This window comes from Chitinophagales bacterium, from assembly GCA_020635995.1.
Classification (GTDB): domain Bacteria; phylum Bacteroidota; class Bacteroidia; order Chitinophagales; family UBA8649; genus JAFMKE01.
This window is the reverse complement of sequence record JACJYS010000001.1, coordinates 852,566-871,921: the sequence shown is the minus strand read 5'-3', so window position 1 is coordinate 871,921 and position 19,356 is coordinate 852,566. Positions and strand designations below refer to the sequence as shown.

The window sequence follows — 19,356 nt, the reverse complement described above, 5'->3', positions numbered from 1 at the left end:
AACTATGAAAAAATACCTTTTACCTTTATTCCTTATTTTTCTTGCAGCTTGCAGTACCGAAGCCGTAAAACCTAAATTTAAAACCATACAAAACATTGTGGTTGAAGATCTTAACTATACTAACATTACTATAAATGCCGATGCTGTAGTTTTTAATCCCAATCCTGTAAGCATTTATTTAAACAATGTAGATGTAGATATTTTTGTTAATGAAGTACTGGTAAGTCATGTATCGCAAACGGCAAAAACAGAAATAAAAAAGAAAGACAATTTTAATATTCCTTTAAAAACATCTTTTACACCAAAACAACTTTTAAAAGACAACTGGGCTGGTTTATTAAGTGGAGCTTTAAATTCATTGCAAAACAAACAAGTAGATGTTAAATATACAGGCTCGGCAACTTTTGATGTTAAAGGCATAGAATTTAGTATTCCTATAGACGGAACAGAAGAAATTATTTTGAAAGAAGGAGAAGTACAATAATTTAAGTTAAAAGTGTACCTTTATTAAGTGAAAAATTTTCTTTTATTCTTATTTGTAAGTGTTTTATTTATTGCATGCAAAAGCACCAGCACAGTTGTTAAGACAGGAACTGCTGCCTACGAGCAAAAAAAGTTTGTAAAAGCTGTTGAACTACTTAACCAAGAAGCAGAAAGTGCAAATGATAACTTTGAGAAAGTAGAAAAACTAAAACTACTTGCCAACAGCTATAATGCTATGAATAATCCGCAAGGAGAAGTAAGCACCTATAAACGCATAACCGAAATAAGCGATGACCCGTACAATTATCTTCAGCTTGGATTGGCTCAAAAACACAATGAAGAATATGAAGATGCTTTAGCTTCTATAAAAAAGTATAAAGAGCTGAGCAATGATATTTTTAATACCAGCTCCGAAATTAAACTATTAGAAGAAATATTAGAGAAACAAAACAGCAAAGAGCAAAATATACTGATTAAAAACTTGGGGAATTTGAATACCGCAGCTGGCGAATATGCTCCACGCATGTTTAAAAATAACCAACTGAGTTTTACTTCTACAAGAGCTACTAATATAGGCGACAAAGTACAACCGTGGGACGGACAAAAAAATCCGGATATATATGTAGCCGAATACAACAATGGGAACTGGAACAATGCTACAGATATAGATGCTCCCATAAATACCGATTTAGCAGAAGGTGTGATGGCTTTTACGTCAAATTTTGAAACGGCATATTTTACTCGTTGCGATTATTTAGATTTAGGCAAAAGTTTTTGCAGAATTTATAAAGCCGAAGCAGACGGACAATATTGGTATGAGCCAGAATTAGTTGAAATATTTTCTGATTCGGCAAATGTAGGGCAGCCTTATGTAAGCCCCGATAATAAACGCCTTTATTTTTCAAGTGATGCACCTTATGGCTATGGCGAGCAAGACATTTATTATATAGATATAAATAATGGAACATACAGCCAACCCATAAATGCAGGTTACTACGTAAATACGGAGAAAAACGATTTATTCCCAACTGTTGACAAGCAAGGCAACCTATATTTTGCCACTAATGGAAGAAAGGGCTATGGTGGTTTAGATATTTTTAAAGCCACTCCCGATAAAAACTCTTACGCTCAAGCAGAGTTATTGCCTTTTCCTATAAACACAGGAGCAGACGATTTTAGCTTGCAGTTTATTGATTTACCAAATACAGACAAGAACAAAATATTAGAAACAGGGGTATTTTCTTCTACCCGAAAAGGCGGAAAAGGAAATGATGATTTATATATGTACCAAAAATTATTCATCAATTATTACGAATTGCATTTAACGGTAGTAGAAAAAAATTATGAAAACCCAAATGATGCCAACAGCAAAATATTAGGTTTAAAACCTCTTGAAAATGCTATAGTATTAATGAAAGGGCAAGAAAAAATAACACCTCAAAATGGCAAATTAGTATTTGAATTAGAGGCCAATCAAGATTACAAACTGTATATTAATAAAGTAGATTATTTTAATAAAAGCTTAAGTGTTAGCACAAAAGGTTTGAGCAGCAAAGACAGCTTAACTATAAAGTTGTATGAGCAAGTAGAATTAGAAAAAATATTCCCGGAAAAGGAAATTGTTATTCCTAATATTTACTACGATTATGACAAAGCCACTTTGCGTGCAGAATCATTGCCTGTGTTAGACAAATTAGTAAGCTTTTTTCAAGAGAATAATGATTTAACCATAGAAATAGGCTCTCACACGGATAGCCGCGGTAGCGATAAATACAATGAAGACCTAAGCCAAAGAAGAGCACAAAGCGTGGTAGATTACTTAATAGAAAAAGGCGTGCCTACCACCCAACTACAAGCCAAAGGTTATGGCGAAAGCCGACTAATAAACGAATGTAAAAACGGTGTGCAATGTAGCGAAGAAAAACACCAAGAAAATAGACGTACTACTTTTAGGGTAATAACAAAAGATGGCGTAATAGAAAGTGGAAAGTAAAGTTAAAAGTAACGTATAGCCCTTACTCTATTTGATTCACTTTCTAGTCTTGTTGTATTCCAGCCATCAAATCTTACAATGTAATCTTCATTATCATCATAAGGAGTAGAAGTCCAATATAAATCATACTGTCCGTCATTAATATTCCAATGTTGGGTATTAAAATAACCCAAAGATTCTTTAAGATTATAGATGTATAACATTTCTTCCAAATTAGGTAAGTACCAATCGTCAAAAGTTACACCATTATTAACAAGCATATAATTTTTGCATAAAACTGCTGCATCATTAGGGTCGGCACAGTTATTTACCATTACATCGGTATTATTAGCTCCATTTCCTATACCAGATAAAAACTGACTGGAAACATAACAATGTCCAGTACCATATCCTTGACTTAAATTATTTGGAGACAACTCCATGTATCTCCATCCATTAGAATAAGAACCTTTATCATAAACTATAATACCTCCCGCAGGACCTTCATCTCCCAAATTGTAAGATACAGTATTCCCAGAAGTATAAGTAATACTATCTATATCGTTCAATAAAAAAGTCTCTGTGTTACCATTAGTAAAATGAATTGTCATTTGATTTTGCGAAATAGCTACAAAAGCACCAAATACAAAGATTAAAGTAAATATATTTTTCATAAGTATTTTTTAGTTTTTAATTATTTTCTTTACAAAAAGTGATTGACTATTAGTTATTCTACAAAAATAAATTCCTGCCACCAAATCATCCAATCCTTCAATTTTATAGTCCGACATTTTTTCTACTCCTATTTCATTGCTGTAAAATACTTTTCCCGAAACATCTACAATCTCTATGTCAAATTTCCCCTTTACTTCTGAATTATTACTTTTTAGAATCAAATAATTCTCAAATGAATTAGGAAAAACTTCAAAATTAAAATTAGGCGTATTTAATTCTATAATAGGAGACAATTCTTTGTAGGAATATTTATCTATTGTATTTATATCCCAAGTATGTGTAGCGCCATTGTTCATTCTTAATATCATATTATTTCCACTATATGTAATACGCTGCACACTATTTAAAGCATATTGTTCAGAAGAACCGTCTGTTTTATAAATATATACATTCTGACTTTTTAAAGAAAAAGCACAAAATAAACAAGCTAAGAAAAATAAATATTGTTTCATGAACACTAAGGTAATAATTTTAATTATATAATTTACAAATTAATAAATTAAACAATTAATCTTCCACTTCAATTATAAAAATATCCTCATTATCTTTTTTCATGTGGTACTTTTCTCGGGCAAATTTCTCTTTTTTTGCCGCAGTAGAAAATAGTTCCTCTTTGGTGTTTTCTACATCCTGTATTTGTTCTTGAAAATAGTGCTTTTGGTCTTCTAATTTGCTTAATTTTCGGCTTAGTTTTATTTGGTAAAACATATTGTTTTGGTCAAAAAAAAGCATCCATAAAACAAAAAATAAAGCTATGGCAAAGTATATGTTTTTTATATACCAAGGGAGGTTTTTATAAAATTCAATCCATTTTTCCATGTCAACTCGTATAGCTTTATATTATTTTTTAGTATGTGCAGTTCAGTATAATATTGCTACCCATACCGAACTGCTTACTACCATGAAAAATTAATTCTTTTAATCTATATTATCGTTCAAAAAGCCGTTATCCTTTCTAATTTCCGGACGTTTTTCTCCATTAAAATTAGAGTTTTCAATAATAAACTTAGAAGTATGCTCTTTTTTGCTATGAACTTCCTCATTTATATCTATTCCTTTTCTTTCGTAGGCAGGCACATTTTCTAACTGCTCTATATTTTGCCATTTATAGCTAACATCTTTCAGTTTTTGAACTCTATTTCTGTGCATAATCTCATTTTTGCCCTCATCTCTACTCTCTTTTGGCTCTTTAGGAGGCGTAGTATAAAAATTATACTTTTGCTCCGGTTCTTTTTCAACTTCTTTTATAGTAAAGTTAAACCTATCGTCAGTTTCATTTTCTTGAGTATCTTCCTCTGCCTCAAAAGATTCTTCATCAGTAGTTTCTTCTACCGCAAAATCAAAAACGATTCTATTATCCTCATCAGAAAAATTAGAAGTTTCATCAGTAGTCGGCTTATCCGTTTCTACTAATTTTATTTCTTCTATATCGTCTTTTTTCTCAACAATATCATTTTTTGGCACTTGAGTATCTAAACTTATTATTTCTTTTTTCTCTATAACGGGTTTATCTATTTTATCTTCAAAACCTGTAGCAATAATTGTTACTCGTAGTTTATCGCCCAATGTATCATCATCACAAGTACCAAAAATAATATCGGTATCATTCCCTGCCGCATCTTGCACAAAATTACTTATTTGATCTATTTCATCTAAAGTTGCCTGCATTTTTCCTGAGGAAATATTGATTAAGATATTTTTTGAGCCTGTAATATTGCTACTGTTTAACAATGGCGAATTTATAGCGGCATGTACTGCACGCATAGCTCTATTTTCCCCTTCTGCTTGTGCTTCGCCCATAATGGCAACGCCACTATTGCTCATAACAAACTGAACGTCAGCAAAGTCAACGTTTATCTCTCCCGGTACTGTTATAATTTCCGAAATACTTTTAGCCGCAATAGACAAAATATCATCTGCTCTTGAAAATGCTTCAGACTTAGTCAAATTGCCATATATTTCTCTTATTTTATCGTTAGAAATAATGATAATGCTATCTACATTTTCTTTTAGCTTTTCTATTCCCTCATCTGCTTGGGTTAGTTTTCTTCTACCTTCAAAACTAAATGGTGTGGTAACAATAGCAACGGTTAATATGCCCATATCTCTTGCTATTTGAGCTACTACAGGTGCACCTCCTGTTCCTGTGCCTCCACCCATTCCGGCAGTTATAAACACCATTCTGGTATTTTTGCTCAATAATTCTTTTATCTCCTCTGTAGATTCTACGGTAGCTTGTGCTCCTATTTCCGGACGAGAACCAGCTCCTAAACCTCTGGTCATTTCTGGTCCCAATTGTATTTTATTAGGCACAGGACTTAAATCTAATGCTTGCTGGTCTGTATTACAAACCACATAGTTAACGCCTCTTATACCTAATTCATACATATAATTAACAGCATTGCTGCCACCGCCTCCTACACCAATTACTTTAATAATTGACGATTGCTCTTTCGGTAAATCAAAATGTAAATTCATAGTAGTATCCATTTTATATTCAGTTTTTATTCTTCAAAATCTTTGTGGTTATCATCGCTTAACCAATCCGGTATTTTATTAATTATTTTTTCCCACCATTTTCCCGGGTTAGCATTTATAGCTTTTTGTATTACATCATCTTCTCCTTTCTCTTCTGTTTCCGGTTTTTCTATTTCTTTTTGAGCAGCCGGCTCTTTTAAAGTATCAAATGTTTCTATATTCAAATCGCTATTAAAATCTTCTTCATATTCTTCAAAAGCCTTTTCTACTAATCCTATGCCTGTGGCAAAAAGTGGATGTTTTAACTCCGGATTAAACCCAACAGCCAAATGCTCTATTGGATAACCTATTCTTGAATCTAAACCTGTAACATACTCTAAAAGTTGTTTAATATGTGTTAGTTTAGAACCTCCACCTGTTACCACTATTCCTGCATTTAATTTATTGGCATATCCCGATGCTTTTATTTCAAAATATACTTGCTCAAAAATTTCTTCCATTCTTGATTGTATCACTTTTGACAAGCTGGCTACCGAAATTTCTTTAGGATCTCTACCTTTAATTCCAGGTATTGAAATAACTTGATTTTCTTTAGTTTCTAAAGCTACAGCACTACCAAATCTGGTTTTTAGCTGCTCCGCTTGATTTTTCATTATTTTAAAACCATTTTTAATGTCTTCTGTTATAATGTTTCCACCAAAAGGAATAACACAAGTATGACGAATAATGCCATCTTGGAAAATAGCTAAATCTGTAGTTCCACCACCTATATCAACTAAAGCAACGCCCGCTTCTTTTTCATTTTCATCTAAAACTGCTGCCGCAGATGCCAATGGTTCTAATATTAAACCGTCCATAACTAAACCTGCTTTTTCTATACATCTTTTTATGTTTTGAGCCGCAGAAACTTTTCCTGTTATAATATGAAAATTAGCTTCTAATCTGCTACCGCACATACCTATAGGCGTATCTAAAGCCAAAACGGAGTCCACATAAAACTCTTGAGGAAGCACATGTATTATTCTTTCACCAGGATTTAAAGCTAACTTGTGCATATCTCTAATCATTGACTTAACATCTTCTTTATTTATTTCATTTTCAGAATTTGTTCTAGTCAATATTCCTCTGTTTTGCATACTCCTAATATGCTGTCCTGCAATACCCACATATACATTGGTTATTTTTTCGCCAGAAGCTTTCTCTGCCTGCTCTACCGCCTGTACAATAGAGTGTACAGTCTTATCAATATTGGCAACTTCCCCACGCAATACGCCATGCGAATCGGCCTTACCAATACCTAAAACTTCCGTTTTTCCATTTTCGTTTTTTCGGGTTACTAAGGCACAAATTTTTGTTGTTCCTATATCTACCCCTACCATTATTTTTCCCGGTGTTCTCATAGTTAATTATTTTTTAGTACAGATTATTTGATTTTTATATTTAAGATTTATGCTTTCATACTGTTTCCAATTGACAAATTTTAGGGCTTTCTTATAAAATATTTTGAGCCTTTTAAATTTGTCTTCCATATTGCTTGTAGAGCCAAAGATTACATAGTGTTCCGCTATTTTTGGGTACAATACAAAATCACCGGATTTGGTAACATCTATTTGCCCAATCATAGCTTCTAAAAATTCATCTTTATTAATGAAACTTATAATTTCATTTAATCTCTTATTTATAGTATCTGAAGGCAAAGAACTGTTCGTCAAATAACCTGTAGCCACAATAAGCCTTGGCGTAAAGTTAGCTGATAAAGGAATGCGTTTATTGTTAACATCTACATAATAACTAACACCTTCATTGTTGAATACTCTATAAAATGGCGTACGTTGGTTTACTTTTACCCTCAGCCTGCCTTCAAAATTTGAAAAAACCTCTGCACTTGAAACATATTTATTGCTTTCTATCCTTTTTTCTATGGTTGCTTTATCTATGTCCTTTATTTTTTTGTTTATTACCATAGATGCTCCATTGTTGTTAATGTAGTCAACGATTTCCTTTTTAGTTAAAAAGTGAACTCCGTTTTTTTCGTTTATTTGAACATCAATATCTGTGCACACCACATCTTCTATATTAGTTTTTGCAGAAATTAGAATGGTTATAAATAATCCTGTAAAAAGCAATACCAAAAACAATTTTAACACAAGCATCATATTTCGTTTTGCGTTACTCATTAGCTAAAATTTCTTTAATGGGTTCTACAAATCTATCTATATCTCCTGCACCAATAGTAAGTACTACACTATCTTTTGGCAAATTTTTAACTACGGCAAGTAAATCTTGTTTTTCAACTATTCTTTTACGCTTTGCATTTACTTTGTTTAAAATAATAGTGCTTGTAACGCCCTCTATTGGCAATTCTCTGGCAGGATAAATAGGCAATAAAAGCACTTCATCTGCTTTACTTAGTTGCTCCGCAAAATCGGCACACAAATCCTGAGTGCGTGAAAATAAATGTGGCTGAAAAATGGCTACTATATTTTTAGTAGGATAAAGCACTTTAATAGAATTAAGCAAGGCTTTAATTTCTTCCGGATGATGAGCATAATCGTCTATATAAACGTAGTCATCATTTGTTAGTTGAATATCAAATCTTCTTTTTATGCCTTTGAAAGTGTATAAGGCTTTTTTAATTTTTTCATCAGCAATTCCTAATTCTTTACAAACAGCAATGGCAACAGTAGCATTTTCTAAATTATGAACACCTCCAAATTTTGCCTTTATATTTTCAATATTTTCCTTTTCAACAGCTACGCTAAAATGAAATTCATTATTTTCTACTTTAAATTCTTTTAAAACAGCATTATTGCTTGTTTTGTAGCCATAAGATTTCAAAGCAAAATTATTAGTTAATCTATTTTTTATGTGTAGATATTTTTCGTTTAAAAACAGTGTTCCACCCTTTACTATCTTATTAGTAAAAGCTATAAACTCATTTTCTATATTTTTTAACGAACCATAAATTTCTAAATGGTCGCTATCTATGGCAGTTATTACAGCAATATTGGGTTCTAAGGTCATAAAAGAACGGTCATACTCATCTGCTTCTACCACCACGTATTTATCTGAAGTGTGTATATAGTTGCTACCAAAATTTGAAGCTATACCTCCTAAAAAAGCCGTACAGCCACCGGCTTCATTTAGTATGTGAGCTATCATAGAGGAAACTGTAGTTTTTCCATGCGAACCAGCTACCGCTATAGTAAATTTATTTTGGGTAATAGCTCCCAACACTACAGAACGTTTGTGTAGCTGATAATTTTTGTTTTTGTACCAATTAAACTGCAAATGATTAGCCGGAATAGCCGGTGTATAAACCACCAAATCGGCATCTTTATCTAAAGTTTCTATGCTATCATCAAAAGTTATATTTATACCTTCAAGTTTTAATTGATTAGTTAAAGGCGATGGTGTTTTATCGTAGCCGCTTACTTTTTTGCCTTGACTATTAAAATAGCGTGCTAAAGCAGACATACCTATCCCCCCGATGCCAATAAAATATATGTTTGATATGTTAGTTAAACTAATCATTGTATAGTTGCTAATACTTTTTGAGCTATTTCTTTAGCTGCATTTGGTTTTGCAAATAATTTTATATTCTTACTTAATTCTTCTTGTTTATTTTTATTCGCTAACAGTTTTAAAACTTCTGGCACTAATTTTTCATTGGCATCAATATCTTTTATTAAAATAGCGGCATTTTTTTCTACTAAAGCCATTCCGTTTTTAGTTTGGTGGTCTTCCGCCACATTAGGCGAAGGCAATAAAATAACAGGCTTACCCACTAATGCTAACTCTGAAATAGTTCCGCCTGCTCTTGAAATAATAACATCGGCAGCAGCATAAGCGTAATCCATTCTATCTATAAAACTTAACACTTTTATACTTTCAGAATTGAATTTTGTATAAGTTTCCTCATAAATTTTACCACATTGCCATATTAACTGCACATCTTGCTCTTTTATCATTTCAATATAATGAGCAATAGCTTTGTTAATAGCACTGGCACCCAAACTTCCACCTGTTATAAAAACCACTGGTTTGTTTTCATTTAAGCCAAAATGCTTAACCGCTTCTGCTTTATTTACATTGCTTATGTTTATGCTCCCTCTCAGCGGATTTCCGGAAATAATGATTTTATCTTTTCCAAAATATTTTTCTAAACCCGGATAAGCCGCAAAAACATATTTTACATCTTTAGCCAATAGTTTATTAGTAATGCCGGGGAAAGCATTTTGCTCTTGCACAAATGTTGGCACTCCCTGCCACTGTGCTACTTTAAGTGCTGCTCCGCTGGCGTAGCCTCCTGTGCCTATGGCAGCATTGGGTTTAAAGCGTTTTACTACAAACCAAGCTTTAATTATGCTAAACAAAAGTTTAAAAGGAAACAAAAGATTTTTTAAGGTTAATTTTCTTTGGAAACCGGCAATATTTAGCCCTACAATTTTGTAGCCTGCTTTAGGTACGGCAGTCATTTCTATTTTGCCATTAGCACCTATAAACAAAAACTCCGCATTAGAATGCTCTTTCTTTATAGCATCGGCTATGGCTATAGCAGGAAATACATGACCTCCGCTACCGCCACCACTCATTAATATGTTTAATTTTTTTTCCAAATCGTTAATTAAAATTATAAATACTTCTTCCTAATCTTCCTCGTCAGTTTCCTTATTTTCAACTACATTTTCAGCCACATTTTGAGCTTCTTGCAAACTTTCTGCATCATTGCTTACACTTAATACAATTCCAAAAGCTATACTCACAAAAATGGTAGATGTTCCTCCCATACTTATTAATGGCAATGTTAATCCTGTAACGGGCAAAATACCTACGGTAACCCCCATATTTATTAATGCTTGTATAACTAAACTTAAGGCTAAACCAAAAGCTAATAATGCTCCAAATGCTTTGGGCGATTTACGAACTATAAATGCTGCACGCACTAAAAAAGCAAGGTATAAAAAGACTATAAATGCACCACCTATTAAGCCATATTCTTCTATAATAATGGCATAAATAAAATCGGAATAAGGGTGAGGTAAAAAATTACGCTGTGTGCTATTACCGGGGCCTCTTGGCACTAAACCTTTTGCTATAGCAATTTTTGACTGCATAAGCTGATACGGTATTTCTGTTACTTCCTCATCTGCCGTAAAAGATTCTATTCTGGCTTTCCATGTAGTCATACGCCCGGGCATTTTATCTTCGGGAAGTGTGTATAAAAGAGAAATAAACAACACTGCCGATAATAAACTAATAGCTATTAAGCCACCAATATAGGCTATGTGTATTCTTCCCACAAACATAATAAGCACACTGGTAGAAAACAGCACTAAAGCAGAAGATAAATCTTCTGGAGCTATTAAACCACATATTATAAACACAGGCAAAATTGTAGGCCAAAAACCCTCGCTAAAAGAACTTACTTTATCTTGTTTTTTGCTCAGCATTCTTGCTAAAAACATAATGAGAGCCAGTTTAGCTAAATCGGAAGTTTGAAAAGTTAAGTTTACTCCCGGTAGGGTAAGCCACCGTTTAGCTTCATTAATGTTAGTACCAACTAATAAAGTGATAATGAGCAATATCACACTTAAGTAATAGAGTATTTGCGAAATTCTTGAAAAATACTTGTAGTTAACTAAATGAGTAATATACATCAACACCAAACCACCACCTATAATAAGCAGTTGCTTAATAAGGTAGTACTCGGTATTGCCGGCACGCATTTTATACGCAAGCGTACCCGTAGAGCTATAAACTGCTAGCAGAGAAAACAGCGATAGCATCAGCACTATGCCCCATATATATTTATCTCCTTTTAGTTTTATTGTTTTCATTTGTTTTTTTATTTAGCTATTGGCTGTTAGCTTCTTGCTATTAGCTATTAGCTTTTTGCTGTTAGCTTTTTGCGGTATCTTCTTTTATTTTTCTTATTAATGCTCCCAATCTTTTTTCTAACTCTATTACTTTATCTATTAATTGTATCACTTTATTTTCATCAACCCAGTTTCTATTGTTTATTATTAAAAGTTGTGTTTCTAATTCAAACAAAGAACCCATAGAAATTTGAAGAAACCTTTTAAAATCTATCTGACTTGAACGAGAACAACCTTCTGCTATATTTGACGCAACTGAAACAGCAGCCCTTGTTACTTGACTTCTCATACCAAAGTTCTCTGACTTTGGAAAACCATCAACAATACCATAAACATCATCAACTATTACCATTGCTTCTTGCCAAACACTATATTTTCTAAAATTCTTCATTTTGTTACTCGCTTTATTATACTCTTCAGCTTTTGGCTAAAAGCTAATGGCTTTATTACAACTCCCTTACTGCTTGTTTAAATTGATTTCCTCTGTCTTCATAGTTTTCAAATAAATCAAAGCTGGCACACGCTGGCGATAACAATACAGCATCTCCTTTGTTAGCAAAATGATTAGCTAAACGTACTGCTTCTTTCATATTTTGAACATTAACCATTAAACTCGTATTATGCGAGAAAGCTTCATGTAGATTTCTATTGTCCTTACCTAAGCAAATAATAGTGTGCACTTTGTTTCTCACTAAAGCTTTTAGCACGTCATAATCATTACCTTTATCTACGCCACCGGCTATCCAAACCATAGGCTGAACTATACATTCCATAGCATACCAAGTAGAGTTTACATTGGTGGCTTTTGAGTCATTAATATACTGAATACCTCCTATTTTTAGCACTTTCTCTAAGCGGTGTTCAAGGCTTTCAAAATGCTCCAAACTCTCTCTAATGTTCTCTTTTTTAATATCAGAAGCTCGTGCTACCACAGCCGCTGCCATTGAATTGTAAACATTGTGTTTTCCTGTTAGTCCTAACTCGTTAATTGACATAATAATTTCTTTTTTTTTTAGGTTTATGGTTATTTGTTCTTTATCTAAATATGCTCCTTTATCCACTTCTTTAATTTGAGAAAAAGGTAGCAATGTTGCTTTTAGTTTATGCGTTTTCATATAGTTTTCTATCACTTCATCATCGGCACAATACACTAATAAATCTTCTTTAGTTTGGTTTTGTGCTATCTTAAATTTAGATGCTATATAATTATCAAAACTATAGTTGTATCTATCTAAATGGTCGGGTGTTATGTTTGTTATTACAGAAATATGTGGTTTAAAATCCTGAATATCGTCTAACTGAAAACTGCTTATTTCCAATACATAATAATCATACTTTTCTGTTGCCACTTGATAAGCAAAACTTTTTCCAATATTGCCACCCAAACCCACATTATACCCGGCATCTTTTAGCAATTGATAAGTTAAACTTGTGGTGGTAGTTTTTCCATTGCTACCTGTTATACCTATAATTTTGGCATCGGTATAGCGTGAAGCAAACTCTATTTCTGAAACTATGGAAATTCCCTTTTCTCTAATTTTTTTAATAATTGGAGCTTTTTCCGGTATTCCGGGACTTTTCATTACTTCAGTAGCATTTAATATCTCCGCTTCAGTATGTTTACCTTCCTCCCATTTAATATTATTTTGGGTAAGCATAGCTTTATACTTTGGTTTTATAGCACCAAAATCCGACACAAAAACAGTATATCCCTGCTTTTGTGCTAAGATGGCAGTGCCTACGCCACTTTCGGCAGCACCCAGTATTGCTATTGCTTTAGTTTTATTCACTTAATTAATAAATAAATTGTCGCTTTCATCATCGTAATCTTCAAAATCGTCATCATCATAATCGTCAAATTCATCAAAATCAAAGTCATCATCTTCATCTCCAAGTTGACTAAACAAATTATTCATTTCCTCATAATTAGAATTGATATAAATAGCGTAATAAATGCCTTTTTCGTCTTTTGTTAATATTACAGAAAACACGGAAAAGAATGAAAACATCAAACTTTCCTCTGGAATAGTACTTATTATATAATCAATATCTTTTTTCTTTAAAAAAGCATGAATATCTACTTCATCCGATTTTTCAGGTATTCTATCTAAATCTAACCAAACTATAAATTCGGTCATTTCATCATCGCTTGCGCAAAAAATTAATTTCGTTCTCATTTTATCTTATTTTTAATGTTACTATACTTAATATTGCCAGTAGTATTCCTATTATCCAAAATCGGGTTACAATTTTTGCTTCATGATACCCTTTCTTTTGGTAATGATGATGCAATGGCGACATTAGGAATATTCTTTTCCCTTCTCCGTATTTCTTTTTGGTGTATTTAAAATAACTTACTTGCAGTATTACCGACAGATTTTCTGCTAAAAATATGCCTGCCAATAACGGCAATAGCAATTCTTTTCTGGTTAAAATAGCTATGGTGGCTATAATTCCACCTATGGCTAAACTTCCTGTATCGCCCATAAAAACTTTAGCCGGATATGAATTTTGCCACAAAAAACCAATACACGCCCCTACAAATGCTGCCACAAAAATGGTAAGCTCTGCCGCATTGGGGATGTATAAAATATCTAAATAATTAGCAAAAATAATATTGCCCGAAACATAAGTAAATACAAACAATACTACTCCAATAATAGCCGATGAACCTGTGGCTAAACCGTCTATTCCGTCTGTTAAATTAGCTCCATTAGAAACTGCCGTAATAATGAATATAACCGCAGGAATAAAAATTATCCAACCCAACCAACGCCAATCGGGATTGATAATGGTTAGTATTTTTTCGTAGTTAAACTCATTGCCTTTTATAAAAGGAATATTGGTAATAGGTGCATCTATGGCTGCCATATATCTTTCTCCTCCTTCAAAATCTGTAATGGTAGAAATTTGCTCTACAGGAAACTTAGTAGCTTCATTTTGAGATACTTCTTGCTTTACATATATATCGGGGTGGAAATACATAACTGCTCCCACAAATATGCCTAAGCCTACTTGCCCTACCACTTTAAATTTGCCTTTTAATCCTTCTTTATTTTTCTTAAAAACCTTAATGTAATCATCTAAAAAACCTATTAAGCCCATCCAAACTGTGGCTACTAACATTATGATAATATAAATATTATTTAGTTTGGCAAATAACAAAGTGGGAATAAGAATAGCCATTAAAATAAGAATACCGCCCATAGTAGGTGTTCCTTGCTTTTCTTTCTGACCTGTTAAACCCAAATCTCTTACGGTTTCGCCTATTTGTAGCCTGCGAAGTTTGTTTATTACTAAATCGCCAAAAATTATAGATATAACTAAAGACAAAATAGCCGCCATTGCCGCTCTGAAAGACAAGAATTCAAATAATCTTGCTCCCGGAAGGTGCATGTACTGCTCTATTGTATGGAAAATATGGTATAACATCTTTTAATGTGCGAATTTTTTAATTTTCTAATAATTCAATTTCTTTTTATGTTTTGTTTAGAAGTATGAATTATTTTTCCAATAATTTTTAATAATTCTTCAGCTTCTTTCAATAATTTTTCTTCAAATGGATAATATTTACTTTCCTTACATAACAACAACCAATATTCAACTTCATAAGCTTCTTTATGTGCTATTTTCATTTTGTGAATAAAATCTTTTATACTCTCAGCAGACTGAGCTTCCCTAACATTTGCTCCTATTGAAGTTCCACTTCCAAAGATTTGGTCAGCAAGTCTATATCTTTTCATTTCATATAGTTGTTCTGTAAATTCAATTATATCCATTGAAAACTGTATTGATTTATTTAAAACTATATTTTCTCTCTTTTCACCCATTTTTAAATTCTCACATTATCCAATTATCTAATTCACACATTCAATCATTCACACATTAATTCAAAAGCTGCCAAAAGTTCTTCTTTGTCGTCAAAATGATGACGTACTCCGTTTATCTCTTGATAATTTTCATGTCCTTTGCCTGCCACTAATATTATATCTTCTTCATTTGCCAACATTACCGCTGTTCTTATAGCTTCTTTTCTGTTTTCTATTACCAAGGTTTTTTTCTTTTCTAACACACCTATGCCTTTCATCATATCTGCCAATATTTCACTTGCTTGCTCAGTTCTTGGATTATCAGAAGTAAGTATAACTTTATTGCTCAACTTAGCAGAAATAGCAGCCATTAAAGGTCTTTTGGTTTTATCTCTATCGCCACCACAGCCTACTACGGTTATTATGTTGTTTCTTTTTGAATTAAGCATATTAATGGTTTCCAATACTTTTTTTAAGGCATCTGGCGTATGTGCATAATCTACAATTCCCACTACATTATTTTGTTTAGAAATGCTATATTCAAATCTACCCTCGGCTCCGGAAAGTGTACTCATAGCCACCAACACATCGGTAGTTTCTTGGTTTAATAATTTTGCTACGCCATACACTGCCAATAAATTGTAAGCATTAAAATCGCCTATTAATTTTACGTGCAATTCATTGCCATTAATATTTAACATTGTACCTGAAAAATCACTTTCTAAAACTCTGGCAGAAAAATCGGCTTTGCCTTTTATAGCATAATATTTTTTAGCGGCTACTGTATTTTGCAGCATTATTTTCCCGTTTTTATCATCGGCATTAGCTAATGCAAAAGCTGTTTTAGGTAAATTGTCAAACAAAGCTTTTTTAGCTAACAAATACTCTTTAAAAGTTTTGTGATAATCTAAATGGTCGTGTGTTAAATTAGTAAAAACAGCTCCTGCTAATTGCAAACCAAACATTCTATTTTGATGAATAGCGTGCGAGCTGGCTTCCATAAAACAATAGGAGCAACCTGCTGCTACCATTTCTGCTAAAAGTGCATTTATGGCTACGGCATTAGGTGTGGTATGTGTAGCTTTTACTACTTTGTCTATTATTTTATTTTCTACAGTAGAAAGCAAACCACAAGCATAACCCATTTTTGTAAACAACTGATATAACAATGTGGCTACCGATGTTTTGCCATTAGTACCCGTTATGGCCACTAACTGCATTTTTGACGATGGATTGTCGTAAAAATTGGAAGAAATTACTCCTAACGCTTCAGATGAGTTTTTAACTTTTACGTATGTTACTCCTTCTACAATTTTTTCTATTAATTTATCATAAACAATAACACTTGCTCCGTTTTCAATAGCTTTATTTATGTATAAATGTCCATCTACTTGTGTACCTTCTATGGCAACAAAAACGGTATTTTTTTCTACAGCTCTTGAATCTAAAGTTAATTTAGATACATTTACATTAGTATTTCCATCAACATCTACAATGCTAACCCCAAGTAATATGTCTTTTAATTTTTTCAATCTAATGTTAATCTTATTGTTTGTCCTTTTATAAAATTTTCTCCTGCACTAAGGCTTTGGCTTATTACTTTGCCTTTGCCTGCTACATTTACTTTTAGTCCATTTTTTTCTGCTACATAAACCGCATCTTTTAAATCCATACCTACCATATTAGGTACTAAGCCATCTACTAAATTATTTGAAGCTAAGGTCATGGCATTATTAGATTTTTTTACAAAACCATAGTCCGAATTAATTTCGCTATGAAAAGAAAAGCCTAAGCTGTTATATATTTGTTCTGCATCTTTTTCATTAAGATTTCCCAGTCTTGGTATGCTATAATCTGCCACCAAAGGCTTGGTTTCTATATCAGAATGAGAATCTATTCCACTGGCATACACTTTTTCTGCCACTTCTTTAAATACCGGTCCAGCTATTGCTCCTCCATAATATCCTTTTTTAGGATTGTTAATTACCACTATCATAGAATATTTTGGGTCATCTGCCGGAAAATAACCTGCAAAAGAAGCTTGATACATTTTATCGGTATAATTAGTTTCGGCATTTGCTATTCTGGCTGTTCCTGTTTTGCCCGCCATTTTAAAGTTTTTAGCTTGCAGGTTTACAGCCGAGCCTTCTTCAAAAACAGATTCTAACAATATTTTTAGCTGACTGATAGTTCCTTCGTTTAATATATGTTTATCAATTACTATTGGAGAAAATTTTTCAACAGGTTTTCCCAGCTCATCAATAGAAGAAACCAAATAAGGTTTCATCATTTTTCCATTATTAGCCACGGCATTATAAAAAGTTAATAATTGCAATGGAGAATACTGCATTTCGTAGCCTGTGCTCATCCACGGCAATGATACCAAACTCCAATCTTTAGGAGGATGAATTGTAGGAGCAGTTTCGCCAGTAATTTCAATACCTACGGGATTATCTAAATGAAAATCTAACAGTTTATTGTAAAATTTATCCGGATTTTTACCATAAGCTTTTACTGTTAATTTTGCCGTTCCCACATTTGAAGAATGAGCAAATGCTTCTTTTACCGTAATTACATCATTTTTAAAGTGATGAACATCTCTCATATTTCTATCGGCAAATTTCTTTTTTCCGCCCTCTATATTTACCGTATCTTTTAGTACATTTTTTACATATCCATCTTCTATTAATGCCGCCATAGTTACCAGCTTAAAAGTAGAGCCGGGTTCTGTATTGGCTCCCACTGCATAATTGTAGTATTCTATATAATTGTTTATACTATTTCTATAAGTCAAATTAGCAATGGCTTTTATTTTGCCCGTTTTAACCTCCATTACTATAGCCGTTCCATTATCTGCATTTACATTTTGCAATGTTTTTAACAAAGCATCTTCTGTAACATCTTGCATATTAACATCTATAGTCATGGTAACATCATATCCGGCTTGAGGTTCTATATTGCCGTTTCCACCCAATGGAATATAATTTCCACCAGAAATACGCTGCATCAACATTTGCCCTTCTATTCCTGCCAAATATTCATCAAAACCGCCTTCTATGCCCACTCTAATGGTATCCATTTTATCTTTTATACTTGGATTAGGTACTACTCTTTTAAAACCTATAGTTCTTTCTGCTAAAATGCCAAAAGGTGTTATTCTTTTGTTTTTTTGCAATACTATCATGCCCGATTTATACTTACCCAACTTAAAAAACGGCCACTGCATCATATCTTTTAGCACAGGATAAGTAACATTTCTTTTTACTAAATAATATCTATTGCCTTTTTGTCTATTTTTAATTAACTCCTTTTTGTAGGCATCTTTGCTTTTAGCTCCAATTTTAAGACTCATCATATAAGCCAAAGAATCAACATTTTTATTAAAAATTTCATCAGTCATTGGCTCCGACTTAAAATCTATACGCACCTCAAAAAACGGCAAAGAGGTAGAAAGCAAACTCCCATCTTCAGAGTATATATTTCCTCTTTCCGGCTCTATAGTTCTTGATACCACTGTAAGACTATCTGCCATATCTCGCCATTCTGCACCTTCTATAACTTGTATTTTAAAAGTTTGAAATACCACAGCACAGCCTGCCAATACCGGAAACAGTATTGCCAGCCACATACGCCACATTATTTCTTTTCTTTTATTAATACTCACTTTCTTCTACTTTAATTTTATAAGGCGGTTGTGTTAGTTCTTTTAAACCTGTTTCTTCCACCATTTTAGCCACTTCACTTTGCTTGCTTTTATACATCAGCTCAGATTTTGAGGTCATATACAACCACCGCAATTCCTTTATATCTTTTTCTACAGCATTTATTCTTCTTATTTTACTCTCTGCCGTATGATTATTAGCCACATGAAGTACACCTAAAAGAGCTATAAACAACACTAATGGTAGATTATTAAACCAATTTTTGTCATCAAACTTTGACCTTTCTTTCAAAGTTTCTTTCACTTGTTCTATTCTATTGTTGTTTTCCTCTGTCATTT

19 protein-coding genes are annotated in these 19,356 nt (G+C 32.9%); 2 read left to right on the top strand and 17 right to left on the bottom strand.

All coding sequences use genetic code 11. The features are described from left to right. Positions 1-4 precede the first annotated feature (4 nt). Both H6578_03750 and H6578_03745 read left to right on the top strand, forming a co-directional pair. A complete protein-coding gene (locus tag H6578_03750) occupies positions 5-484 on the top strand; it encodes an LEA type 2 family protein (GenBank protein ID MCB9226277.1) in 480 nt (159 codons plus the stop codon). Between the two features lie 27 nt (positions 485-511). Further along, positions 512-2,476 (top strand): OmpA family protein, encoded by a 1,965-nt coding sequence (locus tag H6578_03745; protein MCB9226276.1) that lies wholly within the window; start codon positions 512-514, stop codon positions 2,474-2,476. A gap of 2 nt (positions 2,477-2,478) precedes the next feature. Here H6578_03745 and H6578_03740 read toward each other — a convergent pair whose 3' ends face one another. The 17 genes from H6578_03740 to H6578_03660 all read right to left on the bottom strand — a co-directional run bounded on the left by H6578_03740 (position 2,479) and on the right by H6578_03660 (position 19,354). Next, positions 2,479-3,129 (bottom strand): DUF1566 domain-containing protein, encoded by a 651-nt coding sequence (locus H6578_03740; protein ID MCB9226275.1) that lies wholly within the window; start codon positions 3,127-3,129, stop codon positions 2,479-2,481. Positions 3,130-3,138: 9 nt separating this feature from the next. Further along, positions 3,139-3,642 carry a T9SS type A sorting domain-containing protein gene (locus tag H6578_03735; protein MCB9226274.1) on the bottom strand — a complete coding sequence of 168 codons (504 nt, stop codon included), beginning with the start codon at positions 3,640-3,642 and terminating at the stop codon, positions 3,139-3,141. Between the two features lie 55 nt (positions 3,643-3,697). Next, positions 3,698-4,009, bottom strand: coding sequence for a septum formation initiator family protein (locus H6578_03730; protein ID MCB9226273.1), 312 nt, complete (start codon positions 4,007-4,009; stop codon positions 3,698-3,700). A 99-nt stretch (positions 4,010-4,108) separates the two neighbouring features. Then, positions 4,109-5,668 (bottom strand): cell division protein FtsZ, encoded by a 1,560-nt coding sequence (ftsZ, locus tag H6578_03725; GenBank protein ID MCB9226272.1) that lies wholly within the window; start codon positions 5,666-5,668, stop codon positions 4,109-4,111. 26 nt (positions 5,669-5,694) lie between these two features. Continuing rightward, positions 5,695-7,068, bottom strand: coding sequence for a cell division protein FtsA (gene ftsA / locus H6578_03720; protein MCB9226271.1), 1,374 nt, complete (start codon positions 7,066-7,068; stop codon positions 5,695-5,697). A 6-nt stretch (positions 7,069-7,074) separates the two neighbouring features. Then, positions 7,075-7,845 carry a hypothetical protein gene (locus tag H6578_03715; GenBank protein ID MCB9226270.1) on the bottom strand — a complete coding sequence of 257 codons (771 nt, stop codon included), beginning with the start codon at positions 7,843-7,845 and terminating at the stop codon, positions 7,075-7,077. After that, the gene (locus tag H6578_03710; protein ID MCB9226269.1) at positions 7,838-9,199 is read right to left on the bottom strand and encodes a UDP-N-acetylmuramate--L-alanine ligase; all 1,362 of its coding nucleotides are present in this window, start codon (positions 9,197-9,199) and stop codon (positions 7,838-7,840) included. The genes H6578_03715 and H6578_03710 overlap by 8 nt, the downstream gene beginning before the upstream one ends. Then, positions 9,199-10,263 (bottom strand): undecaprenyldiphospho-muramoylpentapeptide beta-N-acetylglucosaminyltransferase, encoded by a 1,065-nt coding sequence (murG, locus tag H6578_03705; protein ID MCB9226268.1) that lies wholly within the window; start codon positions 10,261-10,263, stop codon positions 9,199-9,201. Before murG ends, H6578_03710 begins: the two co-directional genes overlap by 1 nt. 54 nt (positions 10,264-10,317) lie before the next feature. After that, positions 10,318-11,508 (bottom strand): FtsW/RodA/SpoVE family cell cycle protein, encoded by a 1,191-nt coding sequence (locus tag H6578_03700; GenBank protein ID MCB9226267.1) that lies wholly within the window; start codon positions 11,506-11,508, stop codon positions 10,318-10,320. 61 nt (positions 11,509-11,569) lie between these two features. After that, positions 11,570-11,938 carry a four helix bundle protein gene (locus tag H6578_03695; protein MCB9226266.1) on the bottom strand — a complete coding sequence of 123 codons (369 nt, stop codon included), beginning with the start codon at positions 11,936-11,938 and terminating at the stop codon, positions 11,570-11,572. Between the two features lie 55 nt (positions 11,939-11,993). After that, entirely contained in the window at positions 11,994-13,337 is a 1,344-nt protein-coding gene (murD, locus tag H6578_03690; protein MCB9226265.1) for a UDP-N-acetylmuramoyl-L-alanine--D-glutamate ligase, read from the bottom strand. Further along, a complete protein-coding gene (locus tag H6578_03685; GenBank protein ID MCB9226264.1) occupies positions 13,338-13,724 on the bottom strand; it encodes a hypothetical protein in 387 nt (128 codons plus the stop codon). Position 13,725: 1 nt separating this feature from the next. Beyond that, on the bottom strand, positions 13,726-14,979 hold the full coding sequence (locus H6578_03680) for a phospho-N-acetylmuramoyl-pentapeptide-transferase (protein ID MCB9226263.1): 1,254 nt from the start codon (positions 14,977-14,979) through the stop codon (positions 13,726-13,728). A 35-nt stretch (positions 14,980-15,014) separates the two neighbouring features. Continuing rightward, positions 15,015-15,377 (bottom strand): four helix bundle protein, encoded by a 363-nt coding sequence (locus H6578_03675; GenBank protein MCB9226262.1) that lies wholly within the window; start codon positions 15,375-15,377, stop codon positions 15,015-15,017. 44 nt (positions 15,378-15,421) lie between these two features. Next, complete coding sequence (locus tag H6578_03670; protein ID MCB9226261.1) at positions 15,422-16,888, bottom strand: UDP-N-acetylmuramoyl-L-alanyl-D-glutamate--2,6-diaminopimelate ligase; 1,467 nt, start codon at positions 16,886-16,888, stop codon at positions 15,422-15,424. Further along, entirely contained in the window at positions 16,885-19,020 is a 2,136-nt protein-coding gene (locus H6578_03665) for a PASTA domain-containing protein (GenBank protein ID MCB9226260.1), read from the bottom strand. The genes H6578_03670 and H6578_03665 overlap by 4 nt, the downstream gene beginning before the upstream one ends. Next, on the bottom strand, positions 19,010-19,354 hold the full coding sequence (locus H6578_03660) for a hypothetical protein (GenBank protein ID MCB9226259.1): 345 nt from the start codon (positions 19,352-19,354) through the stop codon (positions 19,010-19,012). The genes H6578_03665 and H6578_03660 overlap by 11 nt, the downstream gene beginning before the upstream one ends. Positions 19,355-19,356 lie beyond the last annotated feature (2 nt).

What these genes read in the sequence shown, in the direction of transcription:
- H6578_03750 (MCB9226277.1), top strand. Translation starts at nt 5, where the DNA reads ATGAAAAAATACCTTTTACCTTTATTCCTTATTTTTCTTGCAGCTTGC.
- H6578_03740 (MCB9226275.1), bottom strand. Translation starts at nt 3,129, where the DNA reads ATGAAAAATATATTTACTTTAATCTTTGTATTTGGTGCTTTTGTAGCT.
- H6578_03735 (MCB9226274.1), bottom strand. Translation starts at nt 3,642, where the DNA reads ATGAAACAATATTTATTTTTCTTAGCTTGTTTATTTTGTGCTTTTTCT.
- H6578_03730 (MCB9226273.1), bottom strand. Translation starts at nt 4,009, where the DNA reads ATGGAAAAATGGATTGAATTTTATAAAAACCTCCCTTGGTATATAAAA.
- ftsZ (MCB9226272.1), bottom strand. Translation starts at nt 5,668, where the DNA reads ATGAATTTACATTTTGATTTACCGAAAGAGCAATCGTCAATTATTAAA.
- ftsA (MCB9226271.1), bottom strand. Translation starts at nt 7,068, where the DNA reads ATGAGAACACCGGGAAAAATAATGGTAGGGGTAGATATAGGAACAACA.
- H6578_03715 (MCB9226270.1), bottom strand. Translation starts at nt 7,845, where the DNA reads ATGAGTAACGCAAAACGAAATATGATGCTTGTGTTAAAATTGTTTTTG.
- murG (MCB9226268.1), bottom strand. Translation starts at nt 10,263, where the DNA reads ATGAGTGGTGGCGGTAGCGGAGGTCATGTATTTCCTGCTATAGCCATA.
- H6578_03700 (MCB9226267.1), bottom strand. Translation starts at nt 11,508, where the DNA reads ATGAAAACAATAAAACTAAAAGGAGATAAATATATATGGGGCATAGTG.
- H6578_03695 (MCB9226266.1), bottom strand. Translation starts at nt 11,938, where the DNA reads ATGAAGAATTTTAGAAAATATAGTGTTTGGCAAGAAGCAATGGTAATA.
- H6578_03685 (MCB9226264.1), bottom strand. Translation starts at nt 13,724, where the DNA reads ATGAGAACGAAATTAATTTTTTGCGCAAGCGATGATGAAATGACCGAA.
- H6578_03680 (MCB9226263.1), bottom strand. Translation starts at nt 14,979, where the DNA reads ATGTTATACCATATTTTCCATACAATAGAGCAGTACATGCACCTTCCG.
- H6578_03675 (MCB9226262.1), bottom strand. Translation starts at nt 15,377, where the DNA reads ATGGGTGAAAAGAGAGAAAATATAGTTTTAAATAAATCAATACAGTTT.
- H6578_03660 (MCB9226259.1), bottom strand. Translation starts at nt 19,354, where the DNA reads ATGACAGAGGAAAACAACAATAGAATAGAACAAGTGAAAGAAACTTTG.